The sequence below is a fragment of the Ramlibacter sp. genome, from assembly GCF_035548915.1.
In the GTDB taxonomy this organism is placed as follows: domain Bacteria; phylum Pseudomonadota; class Gammaproteobacteria; order Burkholderiales; family Burkholderiaceae_C; genus Ramlibacter.
In genome coordinates this window covers 106,418-123,239 of the sequence record NZ_DASZSE010000007.1, presented here as the reverse complement: position 1 = coordinate 123,239, position 16,822 = coordinate 106,418, and the positions used below count along the sequence as shown (strand labels likewise).

General features: G+C 61.3%; 17 protein-coding genes and 3 tRNA genes. 5 read left to right on the top strand and 15 right to left on the bottom strand.

Annotated elements, in window-relative coordinates:
* Positions 1-99: 99 nt before the first annotated feature.
* Genes VHA82_RS01875 through VHA82_RS01860 form a run of 4 tightly spaced genes read right to left on the bottom strand, consistent with a single transcriptional unit; the run spans position 100 to position 2,841 of the window.
* Positions 100-642 (bottom strand): MBL fold metallo-hydrolase, encoded by a 543-nt coding sequence (locus tag VHA82_RS01875; RefSeq protein WP_325539667.1) that lies wholly within the window; start codon positions 640-642, stop codon positions 100-102.
* A 54-nt stretch (positions 643-696) separates the two neighbouring features.
* Positions 697-1,539: a YecA family protein gene (locus tag VHA82_RS01870; RefSeq protein WP_325539665.1), complete on the bottom strand. Its 843-nt coding sequence runs from the start codon at positions 1,537-1,539 to the stop codon at positions 697-699.
* A gap of 25 nt (positions 1,540-1,564) precedes the next feature.
* Positions 1,565-2,083: a hypothetical protein gene (locus VHA82_RS01865; protein WP_325539663.1), complete on the bottom strand. Its 519-nt coding sequence runs from the start codon at positions 2,081-2,083 to the stop codon at positions 1,565-1,567.
* An 8-nt stretch (positions 2,084-2,091) separates the two neighbouring features.
* Entirely contained in the window at positions 2,092-2,841 is a 750-nt protein-coding gene (locus VHA82_RS01860; RefSeq protein WP_325539661.1) for a hypothetical protein, read from the bottom strand.
* A 159-nt stretch (positions 2,842-3,000) separates the two neighbouring features.
* Between VHA82_RS01860 and VHA82_RS01855 the strand changes: the two genes are divergently transcribed.
* The gene (locus VHA82_RS01855) at positions 3,001-4,878 is read left to right on the top strand and encodes a DUF4209 domain-containing protein (RefSeq protein WP_325539659.1); all 1,878 of its coding nucleotides are present in this window, start codon (positions 3,001-3,003) and stop codon (positions 4,876-4,878) included.
* A 9-nt stretch (positions 4,879-4,887) separates the two neighbouring features.
* Here the strand turns inward: VHA82_RS01855 and VHA82_RS01850 are convergent, their stop codons facing one another.
* From VHA82_RS01850 to VHA82_RS01825, 6 genes are read right to left on the bottom strand one after another with little or no spacing between them, the layout of a single operon-like run.
* The gene (locus tag VHA82_RS01850; protein ID WP_325539657.1) at positions 4,888-5,550 is read right to left on the bottom strand and encodes a hypothetical protein; all 663 of its coding nucleotides are present in this window, start codon (positions 5,548-5,550) and stop codon (positions 4,888-4,890) included.
* A gap of 43 nt (positions 5,551-5,593) precedes the next feature.
* Positions 5,594-6,661 (bottom strand): abortive infection family protein, encoded by a 1,068-nt coding sequence (locus VHA82_RS01845; RefSeq protein ID WP_325539655.1) that lies wholly within the window; start codon positions 6,659-6,661, stop codon positions 5,594-5,596.
* 20 nt (positions 6,662-6,681) lie between these two features.
* The gene (locus VHA82_RS01840) at positions 6,682-6,990 is read right to left on the bottom strand and encodes a hypothetical protein (RefSeq protein WP_325539653.1); all 309 of its coding nucleotides are present in this window, start codon (positions 6,988-6,990) and stop codon (positions 6,682-6,684) included.
* A complete protein-coding gene (locus tag VHA82_RS01835) occupies positions 6,983-9,256 on the bottom strand; it encodes a ThiF family adenylyltransferase (protein ID WP_325539651.1) in 2,274 nt (757 codons plus the stop codon). Before VHA82_RS01835 ends, VHA82_RS01840 begins: the two co-directional genes overlap by 8 nt.
* Positions 9,257-9,294: 38 nt before the next feature.
* Positions 9,295-10,497 carry a metallohydrolase gene (locus VHA82_RS01830; RefSeq protein ID WP_325539649.1) on the bottom strand — a complete coding sequence of 401 codons (1,203 nt, stop codon included), beginning with the start codon at positions 10,495-10,497 and terminating at the stop codon, positions 9,295-9,297.
* A 43-nt stretch (positions 10,498-10,540) separates the two neighbouring features.
* On the bottom strand, positions 10,541-10,894 hold the full coding sequence (locus VHA82_RS01825) for a lysozyme inhibitor LprI family protein (protein WP_325539647.1): 354 nt from the start codon (positions 10,892-10,894) through the stop codon (positions 10,541-10,543).
* 492 nt (positions 10,895-11,386) lie between these two features.
* Here VHA82_RS01825 and VHA82_RS01820 point away from each other — a divergent pair, with 492 nt between their 5' ends.
* Both VHA82_RS01820 and VHA82_RS01815 read left to right on the top strand, forming a co-directional pair.
* Positions 11,387-11,680 (top strand): helix-turn-helix transcriptional regulator, encoded by a 294-nt coding sequence (locus VHA82_RS01820; protein WP_325539645.1) that lies wholly within the window; start codon positions 11,387-11,389, stop codon positions 11,678-11,680.
* Positions 11,677-12,219, top strand: a complete 543-nt coding sequence (locus VHA82_RS01815; protein WP_325539643.1) for an ImmA/IrrE family metallo-endopeptidase — start codon at positions 11,677-11,679, stop codon at positions 12,217-12,219. The genes VHA82_RS01820 and VHA82_RS01815 overlap by 4 nt, the downstream gene beginning before the upstream one ends.
* 587 nt (positions 12,220-12,806) lie before the next feature.
* On the opposite strand, the gene VHA82_RS01810 is transcribed toward VHA82_RS01815, so the two are convergent.
* From VHA82_RS01810 to gltX, 4 genes are all read right to left on the bottom strand, one after another.
* A tRNA-Asp gene (locus VHA82_RS01810) sits at positions 12,807-12,883 on the bottom strand.
* Between the two features lie 61 nt (positions 12,884-12,944).
* A tRNA-Glu gene (locus VHA82_RS01805) sits at positions 12,945-13,020 on the bottom strand.
* A 25-nt stretch (positions 13,021-13,045) separates the two neighbouring features.
* A tRNA-Ala gene (locus VHA82_RS01800) sits at positions 13,046-13,121 on the bottom strand.
* Positions 13,122-13,166: 45 nt separating this feature from the next.
* Positions 13,167-14,549 carry a glutamate--tRNA ligase gene (gene gltX, locus VHA82_RS01795; protein WP_325539641.1) on the bottom strand — a complete coding sequence of 461 codons (1,383 nt, stop codon included), beginning with the start codon at positions 14,547-14,549 and terminating at the stop codon, positions 13,167-13,169.
* Between the two features lie 59 nt (positions 14,550-14,608).
* On the opposite strand from gltX, the gene VHA82_RS01790 reads away from it, so the two are divergent.
* The gene (locus tag VHA82_RS01790; protein WP_325539639.1) at positions 14,609-14,869 is read left to right on the top strand and encodes an AbrB/MazE/SpoVT family DNA-binding domain-containing protein; all 261 of its coding nucleotides are present in this window, start codon (positions 14,609-14,611) and stop codon (positions 14,867-14,869) included.
* Entirely contained in the window at positions 14,866-15,279 is a 414-nt protein-coding gene (locus VHA82_RS01785) for a type II toxin-antitoxin system VapC family toxin (RefSeq protein ID WP_325539637.1), read from the top strand. Before VHA82_RS01790 ends, VHA82_RS01785 begins: the two co-directional genes overlap by 4 nt.
* A 30-nt stretch (positions 15,280-15,309) precedes the next feature.
* Here the strand turns inward: VHA82_RS01785 and purF are convergent, their stop codons facing one another.
* Positions 15,310-16,818 (bottom strand): amidophosphoribosyltransferase, encoded by a 1,509-nt coding sequence (gene purF, locus VHA82_RS01780; RefSeq protein WP_325539635.1) that lies wholly within the window; start codon positions 16,816-16,818, stop codon positions 15,310-15,312.
* Positions 16,819-16,822: the final 4 nt, after the last annotated feature.

Sequence of the window (16,822 nt, the reverse complement as noted above, 5' to 3'; positions counted from 1 at the left end):
GGTGCGTCCGCAGATCGCATGACGCCCAAGAACGACGCCGAATCTCACGCAAAGACGCCTTGAACATGCAATCCTTCAAGTCCCGCAACACGCGCGCGCTCAAATCGTGCGCGTTTGCGCGTTGTTCAGACCTTCCCTAAGGTGAGTCACCAGGGAAAGATTGTTCTCCGAGTCCCAGTACGGCCACGGGTTCCAGAAGTAGCTCAGTCGAAGGCCGGGAATGTGCGGCGGCGTTTGAACCTTTCCTGCGGCTCGTCGCTCGGCGAGACTAGTCGCAATGAGCTCGATCCCTTTGCCCATCCCGTCTTCGCTCTTGAGTTGAACAATAGCCTCTGGAGGAACGGTCGGATTGCCAAGAATGCATCCGACGCCGATACCTCTCTCTTTCAGGCTCGGCGCGCCGCTGGCGTGGTCCTCGTCGTAGTTTGTACAAATCAGCAAGTCAACGAACGACACGCCGCTGCTGAGTAGCTGTCCTCCCGGATACCAGGGCGCGCCCTGGAACTCTGAAGAGTGGCCGCAATCGATAAGGACGCGCCGATGCTCACCGGGTTGTCCCGTCGGCATGGTCAACAGGGCACAAGCGCCATGATCGACGTCGAATATCTGCAAGACTCCGTCTTGCAGGCCCAGATCTGTCACCGCATTCCCCCTTCAGGCTCGCACCTTCCTCTCGTGCGAGGATCGTAGTTCAGCCTACGCGCGAGCCGTAGCTTCGGAACCAGATGCGACATCAAATGCCTCCGAATAGGACAGCATGCCGCCGACGACATCGACATGATCGAGCTCGATTTCCCGCTTGTCGACGCAGCAGCGCTTGAACTTTTTTGTGCTTCCGCAGAAGCAGGGATCGTTTCTGCCGACGCGTCGAAAATTCGGGTTCTTCTGCAGTTGCTTCGACCAGCGAAGCGTGGCAAAGTCCCGAATCCTCATGCGTCCGCTGGAAACCAGACTACCAATCGCGCGAACCACCTGGAATGCCGAAGAGTCGTCCGCGTACGACACGACACAGCGCTTGTCCTTAGGGATGGTCACCATGGAAATGTGATCGATGTCGGTGATTTCGCGCGCTATACCCTGTGCCAAGATGCCGCCATAGAGGTGACCGGCGCGGTGCGAGCACTCGGACGAATCGATGTCCTGGCGGCAAATACTGCACTCATACCGCTCGACAGTTGCACCCATACTGAAGAAGACGGTGTAGAGATACGCTGTCTCCAGCTCCAAGAGTTGATCCTCGAATGGCGCGATCGACAGATCGGAAAAGCGCCTAACGAGCCTGAGATCGTCCAGACAATCCTGCAGCGTACGCCAGGAACTCTCGTATTGGCCGGCGAGGATTTGCGACCACAGAGTGCGGTATGAGTCGACAAAGTCCGCAACCACACGAAGAACGAAGAGGTCGTCGCGCTCCGCGTCGGTGACGCACTGCGCGGCTGCGGCCCGCTGTTCGCGCTCGAGGGCGTCGAATGGCGCCGAATCCCCGGTCGCCGGGAATTTGCTGACGCTGGCGATGCACTCGAAGACCAAGGAGCGCATCGCTTCGAGAGTGCGTCGCCCGTGCTCAGTTCCCAGCACGATCGTCGAAGAAGTTGTTCATGTCAAAGCGTGTCGCGACTTTGCGCAACGAGTCCGCGTCACCTTCGAACTCGAATCGCTTCGTTCGGCCTTGCTGCTTGTCGGTGTAGACGGCGCGCAGTCGGATCCGCACCTTGTCTCCTTTGAGAGAGCCTCGCGCCCGGTCGTACAAATAGTTGGCCGCCATGTTCAGAAAGACCTGCACAGACGTATCCGAAGCGATTGCCACCAAAGGCAACCAGACTTCTGCACTGTGAAGGGCAACGCGAGGGGCCTGCTCGGAGACTTTCGCCTGGACTCCAGGACTGTTTTGACGCGACCACTTTAGGAAATCACCGAAATCAGCGTGGAGCCCGGCTGGAATGTTCGGGCCCATGGGTTCCGGGATCAAGGTTATCCCGCTGGCGGCGTCTGACAGATACGTTCGAAACTGTAGATCGTCGGGGACATCTGCAACGAATTGGCGATTCTGGGCGAAGAGATGGTCTCGCGCGGCTTTGTCCATAGTCTTCCTTAGTTGAATTCGAATGCTTTCTCGCCGACTGTGATGATCGTCTTGATGCCTCCGTCGATAAGCATCGATGTGAGATTGGGAGGTGGAGCGGACGAAACCGGGATGAGCGAAGCGAACACGTCGAGCGCACCGTAGAAGCACAAGCGGTAGGCAATGAGCCCGAACTCGTCGGGCGGAAAGCGCTGGTGGTAGAAGACCTGCGGATTGCTTCCTTGGCGCGGCAGCGAATCGGCATCCACCATGTAGCGAGCGCGCACCAAATCCTGCCAGGTACCCGCGTTTCCGGGCTCATGTTTCAGGAAGCCGAGAACCAGTTTGATCTCACCTTCGAATCGCTCGCCAAAGTCCTTGAAGTACAACGCTCGCAGGATCTGCCGAAAACACTTGTGCAACCGGGCGTGATCCGGCTTTCCCCAGATCACATCCATGAAGCGATTGTCCGAGAACACCAGGCGATGGATCCGCTCGGGTTTCAGGATCGCCTTGTGCAGCACGCGGTACGAACTGCGCTTGAGGGCGCGATCCACCTTGCCAGTCCAGTGCCTGTAAGCGATCGAGTTGTTGCCCACGATGCCGGCAAGGCTCATCATCAGAAATTCGTCGTCGGCTGATTTCGCGGAGTTGTGCTCGAAGCACGACGGGACAGTCGTCAAGTCGCGCCGGAGATTGAGGCCGTCGACGTCCTTCGCGACAGGGAACAGGCACTTCGGGGGGACGTGCTCCCGCGACGTCGCCGATTGGCTGCACATGTAGCAAGTCTCTGCGATGCCAGGAGCATTCGTCACAATGCTGGGATTATATCCAGTATCGTGCTAAGGTCGAGACCTACGGAGCTGAACGAAGGCCACAACCGCTGGCCACGACAACTCCGCGGCAATGCTTCCAACAGGACCTAGCCCCGTGCACCGATGAATCCGCCCGCGCCTTTGACCCTCGAAGACCTGCTTGCGTGCGGATGGCAGGACGCCATTCGCGACGCGGACGACTACCGCGATATGGAGCTGGCCCTTACGAAGGGAGCGCGCGAAGCAACCGACAAGGACCAGAGCGCATCCGCTGCGGCTCTCGCACTCTTGGCTCTCGCCTGTGGCATGCAGTTGGATCTCGAGAGCATGAACGTACCGTTCAAGCCGATGGTAGTACTGGCTGATGGTCGGCGATCCGGTGCTCCAGAGGACCTCGGTGTCGACCAGATCGAGCTTCTGGCTGGCGCGGCCCCGTTGATTTCCGAACCGCTGCTTCGGGCTAGGCTTGCGGACTTAGCTTGGGTCCTACGCAAGCCTCGCGATGTCCAACTCGCGATCACCGCGATCGACGCCTACCGGGAACTTCCCCTCACATGGGATCTTTGGATCCCGGAAGGCCGCAGCCACTGGGGCAGAGCCCTCAGCTTGACTTATTCGATCGGTAAGGCCTCGGGCACGCGCCTCCCGGAGATTGAGGCCCAAGTACTACGCGCGCTGTTCGCAGCCGGAGCTCAAGACGGATTCTTCGCGGTTCACCTCTCCGAACTGCTGCTGAAGTACCGCCTCGGCAGGGAAGTCGCGGCGTCCGTAGGCGACTACCTCTCCCAATTGGGGCGTCAGACGCTGGCACGCGGCGAATTCCTCGCCGCGAGAGGTCACCTCGAAGCGGCCGCGCAATGGATGAAGGTGGCCGGCGACGGGGAACGCGCTGCGCACGCGGTTGTCGAGGTGGCGGAGTCGTGGGTCACGGAAGCGCGCGCCCGCGTCGAAGCGTCGAGGCCATCGTTCATGATCGCCGCGAGTTTTTATGAGCAGGCCATCAAGACCCTGCGAACCATCCCTCGGGCACAACGCGCGGCACTGAAGGTCGACGAGCGCATCAGCGAGCTACGGAACAACCTTGCGGAAGCTGGCGAGCGATCAATGGAGGAGTTCGGCTCGGTCAGGACCCAGGGGATCGATATCTCAACGATCATCGCTAATGCGCGGGACGCAGTGTCGGGAAAGCCCGTGCTTGAAGCGCTGCGCGGCTTTGCGTCTTTTTACGCTGGCCCGAGTGTCAGCGAGCTTCGCAAGCAGGCACTCCAGAACATGCGGCAGTTCCCGCTCCAGGCCCTATTCGCAACGCAGATCATGTCCACGGACGGACGCGTGGTCGCCAAGGTACAGGGAGCAGGATTTGGCGACACGGACCAAGAACGCAACGAGCAAGCAATCAGGCATGGCATGGTCCGAGATTTCTCGATGGCGATCAATCTCGTCGTGCAGGGACAGATCGTGCCCGCGCACGACGTTTTGCTCCAGGAGCACCGCCTCGTGCTCGGGGACTTCATCACCCTGACTCGAAACGCGCCGATCGTACCCTCCGACCGCACGGAACTGTTGGGACGCGCCCTCTATGCGGGTTACGACCGCGACTACGTGTCGTGCATCCACCTCCTTGCACCGCAGATGGAGCATCTGGTCAGGGTGCACTTGAAGGCCGCTGGCGCCAAGACCACGTTTCTGGGCTCCGACGGGATCGAGACTGAGAATGGCCTGAGTACGCTCGTTGAGTTGCCTGAAGCCAGCACGGTGTTTGGACACGACTTGCTGTTCGAAATCCGCAGCATCTACTGCGACCCCCTGGGCCCTAACTTGCGCAACCAGGTCGCCCATGGTCTTCTCGACGAAGACGCATCCCAGTCGATCTTCTCGGTCTACGCGTGGTGGATGGCACTGCGGCTTGTGTTCGCAACTTTCTGGAACCGCCACAAGCGAGATTCGAACAATGATGCCGACACGCATGCTCCGAAGCACGAACCGACGTCTTCTACATGAACCTGATCTTCAGGGTTTGCCAGCGTAAGCGTTGAAGAGCTCGTAGCTGTACTGCCGATAGAACTTCAAGAAGCGGTAGAACAACATGATTCCGGCGGCGATCCCAAGCACGCCATATCGCACGGTCGGATCGCCGAGGTCATACGGTTTGGCAATCAGGATTGCGGCGCCGGCAGCGAGGCAGGCAAACGAGAGATTCCGGCTGAATCCGTACTTGTTCAAGAAACCATTGAGCCGGCCCATGAGCTTGTCGTCCGTGCGGACGTAGTCCCGGAAGCGGATGTGAAGGAACAGTTCCTCGCCGGTCGTTTGTCCAAGCCCTTCTTGGGTCGCCTTGGCAAGGATCTTTGCCCGGACGCCGTTCGGCAACGGGGTGCAATACCCCGGAAAGAGAAGACCTCGCACAGGACTTCTGCGATCTTGCATGAGGTTGATGCTCGGCGCCCGCAACAGTCGGCGTGCGAGCAGGTCTTCAAGAAATGCTTTGGCAGGCGTAGCCGTCATCTGGCCTACAACGTAGGCCGCCAGAGCAACGACGATGAGATCGAGCGTCTTGAGGTCCTTTCCGGCGATCTCCGGCACGCCGACAACCTGCTGCAGTCCGAAGAGCACCAGAAGTCCCGTGGCCAAATAGCCGAAGAAGTCATAGGGGTCGAAGGGGATGTCTTTCATATGTGACCTAGTTGCTCCGATTGGAAGGGTCGAGGGTCAGGCGTCAATTCGTATCAGCGATAGCCCGCCCTTGAGGAGCAGTCAGAAGTCGCCCGCTCTCCCAGCGCTCGAGCAGGAACACCGCGAGCGCAACGGAACTCATCACGACCAGCCGTGCTTCCGAAGGCGTTGCTCGCCTGTCACCCGGTGCGCGCCCATGAGAATCGCCGAGCGCATTGCGCAGTTGGAAGACGGCGTTCACAACGCTCGTCACGGCACGCGCCAAGTCCATGAACATTCCGTCGAGAACCAAGGGCTGCCTGCACGCGGCCATCATCTGTCCTATTGAAGCGCTGGGTGCGAGCTCGATTCCCTCCTGGTGCGCCACGAACTTCAGGAGTGCCTCTAGGGCACTTCGTGCCGATGTAATTGCGGCATCCGGCTCTGTCCTGATGTGATTCATCGCCTTGATGGCGCTCTCATGGGCCGCGGGGACACTCGTGAGAGTCGCCACATGAGACGCATCTGAGAAATCGACGACGGGGAACAGGAATTGCGTCAACCGCAGGCGCATGTCGACGAATTTGTGAAGCGCAGTCAAAAAGTCGGGCGACGCGTCGAGGTGCTCGGTGATCGCAACATGGCCGCGGCTCTCGCCCGTCAGGTAGATGCCACAGGACGGATCGCAGAACGTCAGAACGTCGCGGAGCAGTGACTCTTCGTGTCCTGAGTTCACTTTGGAACGGAGTTCCTGGAGGGAAACGGATTCGAGATGCGGAGACCCTGATCGAATGCGCTTGGCCGCCTGATAGCTCGCCTCCAAGACCGCATGCACCGCAATCGCAGACTTACGGCGAAAAGCGTACAGGGCGGCATGGAGCAGCAGGGTCGGCTTGTAGCCTGCGCCATCGGCGCCTTTGATGATCTGCTGGTTCACGAGCCAATCCAGGTCGGCCCGGCGCTCGCGCTGCCGGTATCTGAATTCCTTGATGGACTCGGACTCGCGCGCCCTCCACAACTGGTAGACCTCACCGCCAATCGCCAGGCGCGCGTCCGTGAACCCGGACCGCTCCATCGGCGAAACCGCATGTGAACGGAATCGCGAAGGATTGATGCGAACGTTGGCGACCATCTCGCGTCGCGACCCGCGCGTTACCGGAGGGAGCGCAACAAGCGCTCCATCGATCGCCCGACGTACATTGCATAAGAGCCGAAGCCTATCAGCACGAGACAGGTCAGCACGCCGAACATGCTCTCGGGCACGACAAGAGTGGGGAACGGCAAGCCCAAGCCGGCGAGCCCGCTCATCCGGGATCCAGGAGCGAACGATGCAGCAGTCACCAGCACGCGCCCGATCGCGCCGAGCACGAGCAACAGGCTTCCAGCGGTGATCACCGCGCGTCCCATCGACGTTAGTCGTCCTGGACGCTCGATCAACCATAGGTACATGCGTTCAAACATCGTTCACTCCACTGCGGTTATTCCCTGCCAACGGTGCTGGCGCTTCGTCGGCGAAGCCTTGGCGCCCGATCGCGCAAATCAAGCCCACAGGCGTCCATACTAGAGACACCATCGGCAAGCCGCCTGCATATTGAGCGAGATGGCCGAGTGTGTCCACATCGATGTCCGAATGCATGCCGCCTTCCGGGTGGCTGTGCCAAGTTCCGATGAAGCGCAGATAGCCCACGGAGTCCTCGTGCCCTTGGCGCAGTGCTTCCTTCAAACCTTCCACGCCCAGCACAAACCGAGCTTCCTCGCGAATACTGTCGGGCGGTGCGTCGACGACATCTGCAATGATGACCGAGCGCGTCACGGGGTCGATCCTCCCCAGCAGCGCTCCGCCCGTTTCCCGCGGCGTCCACTTCGGGACGTCAATGTCCATGAAGCGGCGCACCCGGTCCGCAACACGCACCGACCAGGTATTTCCGTGAGGAGTCAATATTTCGCCTGGACTCACCGGGAATTGTTGCCAGCTCATTCCGACTCCGCGCGGATCGCTGACGCCTATGCAGACCTGGCCGAGCACTGGAAGCCCTTCCACGAACCATCGCTCTACTTGGAGCGCCATCATCGCACTGGCACGCGAGACGACGCTGTCCGGCATACGCATGGTGAAGGAAGCACAGTTGTCGCCGATGAAGACCCGGTCCGGATCGGGGGTTCCCGCGGAAAGCGCTCGCCGCACGTCCTCATCGCGCCGGCAGATTGCGAACAGCTCGGCGGTCAGTTCATCGATGCGCGGCGACCGGGCCGTGCCTTCGAGCATCAGCACGGCGCTGCGACCGCCGCCATGGAGCATCGCGCGGCATAGGGTGGCGCCGGTAGTCTCCAAGTGAGGAGATTGCGCCTCTGCCGCCGCCAACTGAAGCGAGGCCGATGCATCGATGATCAACTTGCAATTGGAAGGCAGTACATTGGCGAGCGCCTCCGACCCGGAAGCGGTCAGCATCGGCAATGCGTCCCGCACGAATGGCTTAGTGTTCGAGTGCCCCAGCTCACTGAACAGAGCCTGCATCATGCGCGCCTTTGCGGGGCGAGCCACGGATGCGCCGCTTGCCAGCGCGTTCCGCGCGGTGTTGTGCGGCATGAAGAAGTCCTTGTCCACGAAGTGTGCGTTGCCGAAGCCAGCGCGTCCAAGGTGGGACGCGATTTTCGATCCGACGCTGCCGCAGCCGACCATCAGGTATCCCTGCGAGAGGTCCGTGCCGTTGTATCCGGAGACCCGTGCCAGGAGTTGCGGCGTCAAGGTCCGACTGTGAAAGGCCGGCATGACCCTCGCATGCTCCAGCGTGTGCGGCCGCTCTGTGCTCTCGAACTTCAGGAAGAACGGGATGAACTCGATGAGGCGTTGCTCACCTCCCACGAGAGGCACCGGCCGGCGCGCCGCGAGCACCACGGACGCGTAGAGGTTGCAGGCCGACCCATCGGGCGCCACGACTGTTTGCGCCCGGTCCAGCCAGGACTGAAGGGCAGCGCGCAGCGCGCCTGCGTCGATCAGGAGATCGGATGCCAGTTGCAGCAGTGTCGTGAGGTCGACAACCGGATCCGGCTGATAAGTCCCGCAGATGGGGCGCTCGCCGGCGATGGACGAAGCGATCGCGTAAAAGATCGACGTCGTTCCCAATTCGAAGTCCGGGTCGTCAACGTCGGGGATGTGCGTGAATGTTGGCGGCCCGACGGACTGAAGGAAGTCTTGCCGCGTCGGAGACACCCCGTAGATCGCGCCGACTTCCACTGGCGCGCCGTCTGCAGGCAAGCTCTCGGCGACTTGGTCGCCATCAAACCTGACGAATGCCGCGGTGGACTCACTGCGCCGCATGGGCTCCCAGCCCTGCGCCTCGTTCGTCAACTGACCCGCCGCCGCATCGCGCAGCCAGTCGCTGATCTGGTCAACGACGCGGAAGATGCCATAGCGCAGGAAGAGATCGGTTAGCGATCCTTCGTAGACGCAGGGCCAGACGAACTTGCCCTCTGTGCGCGGAAACACATGCGGCATATTCGTGGGGAAGTCATTCCGCAACCACGGCGTGGGCGCCTTCAACGGGTAGTCTGCCGGAAAGATGAGCTCCACATCCTCGACTTCGCGCACGCCGGTCGCGGACACTCCCGCAGCGCGCGTGCGGCTCGGAAGCGATACCTCCATCAGTATGGAGACGGACACGACACCCCCCTCGGTCGCGAGGGGTTCCTTGACCTGCAGAACGGCCGGGTGCGAAGTGATCAGCACCAGCGATTCAGCGACCGCCGGCGGTACTGCTCTCGAGCTCATTTTTGCCCGTGGGGCATCGCCACGCTAGCAGCTGAAGTTGCCCCGGCGGCCTTGCTGCCAGCCTCCTTCTTGGCAGGCGCACTGGGCCCATTCTTGGAGATCTTGAACTCCAAGGGAGCAGGCGCCTTCTCGTCGGGGTGTTCGCCCGTGCAGTGGAATTGCCCCTTGACGGCATCGACGATGCCGACGTATTCGCGCTTGGCGCGAATACACGGCGGGTCCTTGTCGTCGTCCTTGATCGCCTTGCTGCTGGCCACGATGGACGCGCCCGAGCGAGCCTGGCTCAGCGCGTTTCGCGCTTCCTTGCTGACCTGTGCCTTCTCGCGCAACTCCGACCAGCTGTCGTGGGACAGCGAGTGCCAGGAGCAGTGGTGGGGCGCCAGCAACAGATCGTACCCGAGGAGCTCCTTGTTGCCCTTGTGCTTGCGCCAGAGGCGTTCCCACACTTCGACTTCAGCGTCGCCTGCGGTCAGGAACTTGCACGCGTCGGCCGTGTTCGCGTCCGAACCCAGCGTGATGTTGAGGATTACGCTGGAGCGATTCTTCGCCAACAAGTCCTCATCGTCCTCATTCTTGCTGGGCGGCAGCGGCGCCAGCAGCAGCGCGGTGAAGTAGCCTTTGACGTCGCGGCCGTTCACCGTGCTGAACGACTCGTCGATCTTGCGCAGGATCGGGCCCAGCTTGTCCGTCTTCCCGTCCTTGTCCTCGCCCATGACCTGGATGCGGTCCCCGTCTCCCACACCCTTGAACTGCTTGTCCTGGTTCACCTTCACGCGACGCTTGGCTTCGGTCTTGAAGGCCTTGGCGTCATCGCTCAGGGGCAATTTAGCCCGCTCGGCACGGCGATACACGATCGGCGATGACCAGATTTCCCGCATCACGATCCGCTTTTCCGTGTCCTTCTTCTTGTCGTCGCTGTAAGCGCTGAGAGGCCCGACATGGAAGTGGTTCTGGAACCCGCGGATGTGGTCGGCGTCCGGATGGCTGTTGAGGAACACATCGACATAGGGACGTCCGTTCTCATCCTTCTTCAGCCGTTCCCGCAGGTCGCGCGCGACATCGCGCGTACTGTCCTTGGGATCGTCGGCAGCGCCTCGAATGTTGGTGTCGATCAAGATGGTCGTGCCGGCCGAATCGGCCAGAGTGATGAGTGTCATGTCCCCGCAGTCGACGGGCAGGAAGGTAATGGATGCAGGCATTGCGAATTCCGTGGTTGTGGTAATGGGAAGTGGCGCTGTCCGCTCACATCGATGCTTCTTCAAGCATCGCCTTCAGGTCCTTCGTCCGCTGCTTCGACATCTCAGTCAGACAGATCGAGTGCACGAGCGAATACATGGTCCCGCCAACGTAATCGTCCGTCTGGAAGTCGCAGTTCAGATCGCGGTAGGACAGCCACAGGCGCTGGACCTCACGCAGCTTTTCCCGCTTGGCAGGTTCCAGCTTCGCGATCACGTCGCGGTACGCTTTGTTCAGGCGGGCATCCTCGCGCTCGTAGTCGCGTGCCGCGCACGTGTTCATCGCGATCTGCGACTCCGGGTTCTTGCAGTTCTGAGCGGAGGCCATGCTCGGGAGGATCGCCGCCGCGACAGCGGCCATGGCCACGGCGACAGGGGAGAAGGCAAATTTCGTTTTCATATTTCTACTTGGCCAGTGAAGGCCGAGGTCATTGACTGGGTTGGGCCTGCCGGCGCGGATGCGGCGGACAAGCGCGGACGAACCGGACGCTCGGGTGAATGAGCGCTGCAGGCTGGAAGAGAAAAGATGAGGTGCTAGCTGGTCTTCAAGGGTCTCTCTCTGTAAGGAGAGCCATGCGCAACCAGCTGCAGGTAGAATTTGAGGCTGTCTGACCGACTGCCGTCATCCACCCACGGGTGATTTGACATGCCACCGAACCTGGTGGAGCGGGGGCCGGAACTCTTGGCGGAGTTCCGGCCCTTGCTGCTTTCAGGGGTTCATCAAGGCGATCAGCATAGCACAGCGGCAACAATCCTGGTATCCACACTCCCCATGGGAGAGTTATCCACAAATTAACAGGTGATTTTGTGATTGAGGTTGACAATTTCACTGAGGAGTCATACAGTTGCTCGCGTGGATCCCATTTACGCCATATTTGCCCGCAATGTCCGGACGTGGCGGCAGCGGCGCGGACTCAGCCAAGAGGAATTGGGTGAGCGTACGGGGCTCGGGAGAGCCACCATCGCCTCGATTGAAGGTTGCCGTCAGGCTGTCGCCTTGCATCAAGCTCTTTTGCTTGCACGAGCACTGGAAATGCACATGCTTGAACTCACTGAAGGTGCGGACGATGAGCTGGAAAATTTGCGAGGCTTCGTCACCGATGAAGATCTCCGGAAGATCGTCGACATGAGTAAGGGATTGAGGTGAGACCTCACACCCGTCAGGAGATCGAACGGATTGCCACCGAGACACGTATTGCGAGCGGGGAAGATTCGATTCCCGTGAACGTCAAGGTAGTCGCGGAACACCTGGGTGCACGCGTTGTCGAGGAAGGATTTTCCGACGACTTGTCGGGCGTCCTTTTGCGCAAAGGTGGCAACTGCACCATCGCAGTCAATTTCGCCCATAGCCCATTGCGACGACGCTTCACGATTGCGCACGAATGCGGCCACTTAGTCCTTGAGCACAAAGGCGAGGTGTTCATCGACAAGCATGTGTTAAACCGGCGCGACGGCAACTCTTCACTCGCCGTCAACGAACAGGAAATACAGGCTAATCAGTTTGCTGCCTCGTTGCTAATGCCACGAGAAGAGGTTGTGCGACATATGGACGAGTTGCTGCGTACCTATCGGTCTCATGGGATGCTTGTTGACCTAATGGCATCGAGGTTCAAGGTGAGTAAGTCCGCGATGGAGATTCGATTGGTCAATCTTGGCCTGACCTCTCCCAAGGACGACGACAACTGACCGTCAGGCCCCGCAAACAACCACGCGGTGCCGGACCCCTCCCCCGCAGCCACTCCCTTCGAGCTTCGTGACAACTCGCTAGCGGAGTGCTAGCCCTCCACCAGCGTTGCCATGACCTCGGCCGATCGCGAAACGCGGATGTTCCCGACGCGCTTGACCTTTCAAGTGGAGCAGCGCCTGGGCAGCGAGATGCGGTAGGAACCATGTTCATTAGCGCGCCTTCAGCAAGCGCTCGAGCACTCGGCCCCACATGCAATGTCTTGCAAGCCGGTCTTTTGAAACCGCAAGTCTCACGCGGGCAGCCAATGCTCCTGGCGGTCACGGTTTGCCGGCCTAGGTTTCCGTTTGTGAAGTGGGGGTAGGGACGGGGGTCGGCTCTAAGACAAGATCGACCACGACACCCTAACTGTCGCTCTTGTTGGGCGGAGCAGCCAGAAACCAAACTCGCCAGCAACCCCCGGGACGTGGTGAGACGACTTGAATCTCCCTGGGAGAAAAAAGAAAAACGGGCTACAGCCGCTTGCTGTAGCCCGTCTTGTCTTAAACCCAGCTCCCTATGAGACTACATGGGACGCTATGGGACGATCTGGCGGAGTGGACGGGACTCGAACCCGCGACCCCCGGCGTGACAGGCCGGTATTCTAACCAACTGAACTACCACTCCGCGTGGCGCCGCTTTCTGCCCTCGCGGGCACAAGTGCGGCCACTTGTTCCTGCCAATTTCTTGGCGACCCTACGGGGATTCGAACCCCGGTACTCACCGTGAAAGGGTGATGTCCTAGGCCTCTAGACGATAGGGTCGTGTCCTGGACTTACTCGACTTCCCTGGTGGAGGTAAGCGGGATCGAACCGCTGACCTCTTGCATGCCATGCAAGCGCTCTCCCAGCTGAGCTATACCCCCGTCGGTGTCGAGCCTCGAATTATAGCCCGAAATTTTTCAAGCTCTTCAGCCGATCTTCAGGCGATCCAGCACCTGCTCGCGCGTGCAAAGCGCCAGCACCGCATCCAGCGACGGCGTCTGCGCCGTCCCCATCACCAGCACCCGCACCGGCATCGCAAGCTGCGGCATCTTCAGGCCCGTCGCGCGCAACGTCTCCTTGATCGACTCGTTGATCGCTTCCCTCGTCCAGGGCGAACCCTCCAGCATCTTCGCGAGCATCCCAATCGCGGGCCACACATGCTCGGTCAGGTGCTTCGCCGCATCCTCCGCATTGCGCTCGGGCACCGCATAGAACTTCCGCGCCCATTCAGCCAACATCACCGTCGTCTCGCAACGGTCCTTGAAAAGGCCGCAGATCGCCGCCAGCCGCGCATCGGGCTTGATGCCGCGAGCGAGGAGTAGCGGCTCCACCAGCAGCGCAAGCGCCTCGTCGGCCGTGCGCTTCATGTGCTGCGAATTCACCCACCGCAGTTTCGCCTCGTCGAACTGCGCGGCGCTTCGGCCCAGATGATCCAGGTCGAACCACTGCAGGAACTGCTCGCGCGAAAAAATTTCGTCGTCGCCGTGCGACCACCCGAGGCGCGCGAGGTAGTTCACCATCGCATCCGGCAGATAACCCGCGTCGCGATACCACGTCACGGCCTTCGCGCCGTGACGCTTGCTCATCTTCTCGCCCGCCTCGTTGAGCACCGTGGGCAGATGCGCATACACCGGCGGCTCCTTGCCGAGCGCGCGAAAGATGTTGATCTGCCGCGGCGTGTTGTTCACGTGATCGTCGCCGCGGATCACGTGCGTGATCGCCATGTCGATGTCGTCCACCACCACGCAGAAGTTGTACGTGGGCGTGCCGTCCGGCCGCGCGATGACGAGGTCGTCGAGTTCGTCGTTGCCGATCTCGATTCGCCCCTTCACCTTGTCGTCCCACGCGACCACGCCACCGATCGGATTGCGAAAGCGATACACCGGCTGCACGCCTTCGGGCACGGCCGGCAAGGTCTTGCCCGGCTCGGGACGCCACGTGCCGTCATAACGCGGCTTTTCCTTGTTCAGCATCTGCCGCTCGCGCAAGGCATCGAGCTCGGCCACGCTCATGTAGCACGGGTAGACGAGGCCCGCGGACTTCATCTGCTCGATCACCGCGCGATAGCGGTCCATGCGCTGCATCTGGTAGATCGGGCCCTCGTCGGCGTCGAGGCCGAGCCACTGCATGCTCTCGAGGATCACGTCCACCGCGGCCTGCGTCGAGCGTTCGAGGTCGGTGTCTTCGATGCGCAGGATGAAGTCGCCGCCCTGCGAACGCGCGAACGCCCACGGGTAAAGCGCCGAGCGGATGTTGCCGAGATGGATGAAGCCGGTCGGCGAAGGAGCGAAACGGGTGCGGACTTTCATCGGCCGGATTTTACCGCTACACTGCGCCCCTGTCTTACTTGGTAAGAAATGCCTCGCCCATGAGCATCGTCACCGTATCCGACAAGGGTCAGGTCGTGATCCCGGCAGCGATCCGGCGCGACCTCGGCATCAAGCCCGGCACCGAGCTCGAATTCGAACTCGAAGGTTCGTCCATCCGCGTGAGTCTGAAGCACAGCGTGGAAGCCGCTCAGCTCGAAAGCGGATACGGGATGCTCAAGGCAAAGCCTGCTCGAAGAAAACCGCGGCGCCTGTCTTCTTTCGATGCGGCAGCCGAGCTGCGCAAGAGCGCCAAGGAATGATCGCCCTCGACACGAACGTCGTTGCGCGGTTCTATGTCGACGATCCCGCCGATCCCGATGCCGAGAAGCAACGCCCCGCGGCAAGGCGAGTCTTCGAGGAATCCAAGGCACTCTTCATTCCACTCACTGTCGTGATCGAACTGGAGTGGGTCATGCGCGCGTTCTACGAATTCACGCCCGCTCAGTTCGCGAAAGTGATTCGGCATCTCGCGGGTTTGCCGCATTTGACGATGGAAGGCGCAACTGTCGTGCTGGCGGCGCTGCAGGATCACCTCGATGGTCTGGATTTCACCGACGCGCTCCACCTGAGATCGAGCGCGCGATGCGAATCGCTGGCGAGCTTCGACGAACGGAAGTTCGCGCGGCGCGCGAAGCGGAAGGGGTTGAAGCCGCCTGTTGTGACTCCATGATGCGGATGGGCGGGAGGGCGACCTTCGGGCTCAGATCTCCTGCGCATTCGGCAACGCAAGCCGCGAAGACGACTCCTCCAGCGGATCCTCCTGGCCGATCCGCGCTTCGTTGATCTTCGCGATGTCGTCGGCGTTCACGTCGCCCGTCACGTACACGCCGTCGAAGCACGACGCATCGAAGCCGTCCAGCTTCGGATTGAGCGACCCGATCGCCCGCTTCATGCCGTCCACGTCCTGATAGATCAACGCATCGGCGCCGATTAGCTCGCGCACTTCATCGACCGTGCGACCCGCGGCGACGAGTTCCGAAGCCGTGGGCATGTCGATCCCGTAGACGTTGGGAAACCGCACGGGCGGCGCCGCGCTCGCCATGTAGACCTTGCGCGCGCCCGCCTCGCGAGCCATCTGCACGATCTCGCGGCTCGTCGTGCCGCGCACGATCGAATCGTCCACGAGCAGCACGTTGCGACCCTTGAATTCGCTTCCGATCACATTCAGCTTCTGCCGCACCGACTTCTTGCGCACGGCCTGCCCCGGCATGATGAAGGTGCGGCCCACGTAGCGGTTCTTCACGAAGCCCTCGCGATACGGCAGCCCCAGCAGCTGCGCGAGCTGCATCGCGCTCGGCCGGCTCGACTCCGGAATCGGGATCACGACGTCGATCTGGTTCGGCGGCACGGTGGAGATCACGCGCTTGGCCAGCGTCTCGCCCAGGTTCAGCCGCGCCTGATACACCGAGATCTCGTCGAGCACGGAGTCGGGCCGCGCGAGATACACGTATTCGAAGATGCAGGGATAGAGCTTCGGATTGTCCGCGCACTGCTTCGCGCTCACCGCGCCTTGCAGGTCGACGAACACGGCCTCGCCGGGCTGCAGATTGCGCTCGAGATGATGGCCCGTGCCTTCGAGCGTCACCGATTCGCTCGCGACCATCACGGTGCCGTCCGCGCCGCGCCCGATGGAGAGCGGCCGGATGCCGTAGGGATCACGGAATGCGAGCAGCCCGTACCCGGCGATCAGCGCGACCACGGCATAGGAGCCGCGCACCCGCCTGTGCACGCTCGCCACGGCGGCAAACACGGTCTCGGGGCCGAGCGTTCCTCCGCGCGTCGCGCGTTCCAGCTCGTGCGCAAGCACGTTCAGCAGCACCTCCGTGTCGCTCTCGGTGTTGATGTGCCGATGGTCGGTGGAAAAAAGCTCGGCCTTCAGCGCCTGCGCGTTCGTGAGGTTGCCGTTGTGCGCGAGCGTGATGCCGAAGGGCGCGTTCACGTAGAACGGCTGCGCCTCCTCTTCGCTGTACGCGTTGCCCGCCGTCGGATAGCGCACCTGGCCCATGCCGACATTGCCCGGCAGCGCGCGCATGTTGCGCGTGCGAAAGACGTCGCGCACCATGCCCTTCGCCTTGTGCATGTAGACCTTGCGGCCCTGCTGGGTCACGATGCCCGCGGCGTCCTGCCCGCGATGCTGCAGGAGCAGCAGCGCGTCGTAGATCAGCTGGTTGACCGGCCCCTGCCCGACGACGCCGACGATTCCACACATGTTT